The 5616-nt window shown below is 47.2% G+C and carries 6 protein-coding genes; all 6 read left to right on the forward strand.

Annotation, left to right across the window (positions count from 1 at the left end):
• A partial coding sequence (locus tag QUA97_RS22015) for a tetratricopeptide repeat protein (RefSeq protein ID WP_333196050.1) occupies positions 1-656 on the forward strand: 656 nt, incomplete at its 5' end.
• A 148-nt stretch (positions 657-804) separates the two neighbouring features.
• Positions 805-1206, forward strand: a complete 402-nt coding sequence (locus QUA97_RS22020; RefSeq protein WP_333196052.1) for a type II toxin-antitoxin system Phd/YefM family antitoxin — start codon at positions 805-807, stop codon at positions 1204-1206.
• On the forward strand, positions 1193-1534 hold the full coding sequence (locus QUA97_RS22025) for a type II toxin-antitoxin system PemK/MazF family toxin (protein ID WP_333196055.1): 342 nt from the start codon (positions 1193-1195) through the stop codon (positions 1532-1534). The genes QUA97_RS22020 and QUA97_RS22025 overlap by 14 nt, the downstream gene beginning before the upstream one ends.
• Positions 1535-1819: 285 nt before the next feature.
• Positions 1820-3022, forward strand: a complete 1203-nt coding sequence (locus tag QUA97_RS22030) for a tetratricopeptide repeat protein (protein ID WP_333196057.1) — start codon at positions 1820-1822, stop codon at positions 3020-3022.
• 79 nt (positions 3023-3101) lie between these two features.
• Entirely contained in the window at positions 3102-4625 is a 1524-nt protein-coding gene (locus QUA97_RS22035; protein WP_333196062.1) for a carboxypeptidase M32, read from the forward strand.
• A 129-nt stretch (positions 4626-4754) separates the two neighbouring features.
• Positions 4755-5246: a glycosyltransferase gene (locus QUA97_RS22040; RefSeq protein WP_442922561.1), complete on the forward strand. Its 492-nt coding sequence runs from the start codon at positions 4755-4757 to the stop codon at positions 5244-5246.
• The last annotated feature ends 370 nt before the right edge of the window (positions 5247-5616 follow it).

Consider the following 5616-nt stretch of genomic DNA (forward strand, 5'->3'; position numbering starts at 1 on the left):
ATTTAGGCAGGCTTGAAGAGGCGCTCGCCTCCTACGACAAAGCCTTAGAAATCAAACCAGATTATCACGAAGCCTGGTACAATCGGGGCATTGTACTGGGTGATTTGGGCAGGCTTGAAGAGGCGCTCGCCTCCTACGACAAAGCATTAGGAATTAAACCAGATAAACACGAAGCCTGGTACAATCGGGGTGTTGAACTGCGTAATTTAGGCAGGCTTGAAGAGGCGCTCGCCTCCTACGACAAAGCATTAGGAATTAAACCAGATAAACACGAAGCCTGGATTCATCGGGGCATTACACTGGGTAATTTAGGCAGGCTAGAAGATGCGATCGCCTCCTTCGACAAAGCCTTAGAATTCAAACCAGATTTTCATGAAGCCTGGAGCAATCGGGGCCTTGCACTGAATAATTTAGGAAGATTTGAAGAAGCGATCGCCTCCTACGACAAAGCCTTAGAAATCCAACCAGATTATCACGCAGCATTTTATAATAAAGCTTGCTGCTATGCGTTGCACAGTCAGATCGATAGAGCGATTCAGAATTTGCAGCAAGCCATCAATCTGAATCCTGACACATACCGAGAAATGGCCGAAACTGACTCGGATTTTGACAGCATTCGATCGCATACTCGGTTTCAAGCCTTGATTCAAGGATAGGGATTTACCTTTGGGTGCGGGCGGGTTTATGAAATTGTCGGTTTGAGGCAATTATTGTTGGTAAAACCCGCCCTTACAGCATCACAAATACTCTTCAACCGAAGCTAGCGGACACGATATGATAGAAGAATTAGTAGCGAGGTAAAAGATGACTCAACTAAATGTCACCGTAACCAATGACAGATTTCCCGAACTCATCGCCCATGTCGAGGATACTGGAGCACGAATCGTCATAGAACAGGAAGGAAAGGCGATCGCTGCTATTATTACTTATGCAGACCTGAAGCGACTGGAAGCACTAGAAGCAGCCCTAATTGACAAAGCAAAACTACAAGAATATGAATGGCTAAAAGCTGCGATCGCAAATCCAGCCTTTGATTCTCTGAGAGACTCAGCGGAAGATATCTACACTTTAGCTGATGGCTTGCCCTTCCACGACTCAGAATGGATTAAAACAGTAGCGATAGAGCCTAATTTTGGTTCGATTCTCGACCCTGAAGAAGACATTTATACCATAGCTGACGGTAAACCATTCCATGACCAAGGGTAAGATTTTCCTAGTACCGTTTCCCTATGATGATTTATCGGCTAACAAACTGCGTCCAGCAGTTGGTTTGACTAACCCTTTGGGAGCGCGACGCCATGTTATTCTTGCTTATATTACAAGTCGCTTGCCCACAAATCTACTGGAAACAGATATCGTGTTAGAAGCTTCTCATCCCGACTTTCAGGCTTCGGGGCTGCGGGTACCATCTACTATCAGGCTGCATCAACTGGTGACTGTTTCTACCGTGGTTGTTCAACGTGAGTTGGGTGAATTATCATTAAATACACAGGCTCAAATTGCTGAAAAGCTCTGCAATTTTCTAAGTCAGTGATGGCAGATAGATGAAAATTAGATATTGGGTGAGGTTTGTGATACCTGAGTGCGATCGCCCTTTTTGCGCTTCTACGCAATTTATTTAAAAAAAATAGTATTAATCTATACCTAGAAACAACAAACTTGCGTATAGATTAGAAAAAGTTGAAAAAATTGCAGAGTTACTATAAAATTGCGATAAATAACCAAATATAGGCGATCGATCAATTGCGATCGACAGCGAAAACTTAATCAATATAAAGAAAAAACGACAATTTTACAAAAAATAATGAGGTGAAACCCCTTGCAAAAATTAGCCAGCATAGAAAAGCCGATCGACTCGGGGGAACAATCGAGATCGGTCAACGCCCAAAAGGCTCAAACACTGTACGATCGCGGTAACGCCCTAGAAACAATGGGACGCTTGTCAGCCGCGCTAGAATCGTGGTCAAAGGCGATCGAACTCGAACCAAAATTTTACGAAGCCTGGTACAACAAAGGCGTAGCCCTCAGAAAATTGGGACGGCTACCCGAAGCCATATTGGCCTACAACCAATCTTTAAAAATTCAACCAAACAATCCAGAAGCCTGGTACAACCGGGCCAACATTTTGCGGAAGATCGACAGACTCTCAGACGCCATCACCTCCTACGAACAGGCGATCAAACTCCAGCCAAACTATCACGAAGCTTGGACGAACCGCGGCAACACCCTGGTAAATTTGGAAAAATTATCAGAAGCGATCAACTCCTACAACAAAGCGATCGCCATCAAAGCAGACTACTCCGAAGCTTGGTACAATAGAGCGCTAGCCCTGAAAACCTCCGGCCAAAACACAGCGGCGATCGCCTCCTACGACAAAGCAATAGAACTAAAACCAGACTTGCATCAAGCCTGGTACAACCGCGCCGTCGCCCTAGCCGACGAAAAACTCTACCCAGAAGCCGTCGCCTCCTACGACAAAACCCTGCAACTGCGGCCGGATTCCCCCGAAGTGTGGAACAAACGCGGCACCGCGATCGCCCAAATGGGAAAATTTGAAGCAGCCATTGCATCCTGGGACAAAGCCCTCGCACTCAAGCTAGAGGATAGCGAAACCTGGTACAACCGCGGCCTGGCCTTGGCCAACTTACAGCGGTTTGAAGAAGCAATCGCCTCTTGGGACAAAACCGTAGAGTTGCAGCCAGAAAACACCGAAGCCTGGTACAACCGCGCCGTCGCCCTCAAAAAAATCCAACGATTTACCGAAGCCAGAGAGTCCTACGATAAAATCATCGCACTCAAACCCGACGACCCAAATCTTTACTATCAAAAAGCTTGCATTTACCTCCTAGAAAAAGCAGCAGGCGATGGTACAAACAACCCCGAAGCTTTAGCAACCATCACCAGCAAGGCGATCGAAAATTTATCAAGGGCGATCGAGCTCAATCCGAAGAAATACCGTGAACTCTGCCAGAATGACTCGAAATTGCGTACAATACGGGAAGAAGTGCGGTTTTTAGCTTGATTTCAGGGTAGCAATGATTGATGGATACCAATGCCGCACTGTAACCTTTTTAGGCAAAACAGTACCTCCAACGCCAATCATGCAAACCCTAGACAAAACTCAAGCAAAATTTGCTCAACTTGCAGCCCACCTCAGAGAAGTTACTGACATCGAATCAGCCTCGTCGCTGCTGCATTGGGATCAGGCGACTTATATGCCCGCCAAAGGTGCAACCGCCAGAGGCCGCCAGTTGGCCACTCTCAAACAAATATCCCACGAAAAATTTACTGACCCCAAAATAGGCGAACTCCTAGAAGACTTGCGTTTCTACGAACAAGCCCTCCCCTACGACTCCATCCCAGCCAGCCTGATCCGCATCGCCCGCAGAGACTACGATCGCGCCGCCAGAGTCCCCGCAGCCTTCATGTCCGCACTCTGCCGCCACCAAGCCGACTCCTACGAAGCTTGGGCCAGGGCCAAAGCAGACAACAACTTCGCAAAAGTCGAACCCTATCTCGAAAAAACCCTAGAATTAAGCAGGCAATACGCCGACTTTTTCCCCGGATACGAACATATCGCCGATCCTTTGATCGATCGCAGCGACTACGGCATGAAAGTATCCCTGCTGCGCCCCCTATTCGCCCAACTGCGTCAAGAATTAGTCCCCATAGTCGAAGCGATCGCCTCTCAACCCGCCGCCGACGACTCCTGCTTGCATCAATACTTCTCAGAAGCCCAGCAACTAGAATTCACCCGCACAGTCGTAGAACGGATGGGGTATGATTTCCAGCGCGGACGGCAAGACACCACCCTCCACCCCTTCATGACCAACTTCTCCATAGACGACGTGCGAATCACCACCCGCGTCTACGAAGATCACTTGGATCAAGCTTTGTTCAGCAGCATCCACGAAGCCGGACACGCCCTCTACGAACTCGGCAATTCCCCAGAATTTGAAGGTACGCTTCTGGCTGGCGGCATTTCCTCCGGCGTGCACGAAAGCCAGTCGCGGCTTTGGGAAAATTTGGTCGGGCGCAGTCGCGGTTTTTGGGAATGTTTTTACCCGCAACTCCAAGGCGTATTTTTGCGACAGTTGGGACAGGTATCCACTGACACATTTTACCGGGCAATTAACAAAGTATCGCGATCGCTCGTCCGCACCGACGCCGACGAAGTAACCTACAACCTCCACGTCGCCATCCGCTTTGACCTAGAATTGGCAATGGTAGAGGGCAAACTAGCAGTGCGAGACCTCCCGGAAGCCTGGAACGAACGTTATAAAACAGACCTCGGCGTTGTCCCCGCCACCGACAGCGATGGTGCGATGCAGGATGTTCACTGGTACGTCGGGACGATCGGCGGAATGTTCCAAGGTTACACCCTCGGCAACTTGATGAGCGCTCAATTCTACGAAACCGCAGTCAAAAGCAATCCCGAAATTACCGTACAAATAGAACAGGGAAACTTTACTCTACTCCACGACTGGCTCAAACAAAACATCTACCAGCACGGCCGCAAATACACTGCCGTTGAATTGATCGATCGCGTGACCGGTTCACCTTTAACTATCGATCCTTTTGTCCGCTACATTCGCCACAAATACGGGGAATTTTATGTCATTTGAGGGATAGTAATTTCTGATTGCAAACTTTACAATGAGATTAAAAAAAGTACCAGCCCCAAAAAATAGGGCGATACTCAGATAGTATCGCTCTATTTTTTAGGTCAAATAAAAAAAAATCAAATCAGGGGAGTGCGGCTTTCCAAAAGCCTGTCCGGCGAAATCTACCGGGTAATTGCCGACGGCCAAGGTATATTTGTTCAGCCAGCCTTATTTGAAGCTTTTGGCTTGACAATTCTCGAAGCAATGATTACCGGTATTCCGACTTTTGGGACTCAGTTTGGCGGCCCGCTGGAAATTATTCAAGATGGGGTCAATGGGTTTTATATCAACCCGACAAATCACCAGAAAACTGCCCAAAAGATTCTCGATTTTTTATCGAAATGCGAACAAAATCCTAACTATTGGTATGAAATTTCAACGCGAGGAATTGACCGAGTTTACAGCACCTATACCTGGAAAATTCATACTAGCAGGCTGCTGACTCTGGCCAAGACTTACGGTTTCTGGAACTACTCGTCTCAGGAAAACCGCGAAGATATGCTCCGCTACATAGAAGCGCTGTTTGATCTAATTTACAAGCCGAGAGCGAAGGCTTTATTGGCAGAACACGCGAACCGATAAGTGGCGATTTGGGATTTGTAGGGGCCGGTTGAGAGAAAAAAGTTGACCTCGGAGCGATCGACTTTGTACAAAACTCCCTAGTAAAGATTTGTGAAGGAGAGTCGGTTTTGTACCATAGGACTATTGCTAAGAAACCCAGTTTCTACGAAAATATTGACTCTGGTAACGAAACATCTCCTCAGAAACCCGGTTTCTAAGGAATAGCGCGAAACGGCCCCTACTTTCAATTCGTAACTTCCAACTAGCAACTTCTGACTGCTGCTGTCCCATTACCTAATTTCTAAAGGCCTGGAACATTGGTAACAAGTTAGAAAGGAGTAGATTTTGTCAATACCCCTTTGTGCATAAATATAATTGGGTAATAATGATA

The sequence above is a fragment of the Microcoleus sp. CZ3-B2 genome, from assembly GCF_036705055.1.
GTDB lineage: Bacteria > Cyanobacteriota > Cyanobacteriia > Cyanobacteriales > Microcoleaceae > Microcoleus.

Bases quoted from the DNA above. Each gene is read 5' to 3' on its own strand.
- QUA97_RS22025 (WP_333196055.1), top strand. From the start codon at position 1,193: ATGACCAAGGGTAAGATTTTCCTAGTACCGTTTCCCTATGATGATTTA.
- QUA97_RS22035 (WP_333196062.1), top strand. From the start codon at position 3,102: ATGCAAACCCTAGACAAAACTCAAGCAAAATTTGCTCAACTTGCAGCC.
- QUA97_RS22020 (WP_333196052.1), top strand. From the start codon at position 805: ATGACTCAACTAAATGTCACCGTAACCAATGACAGATTTCCCGAACTC.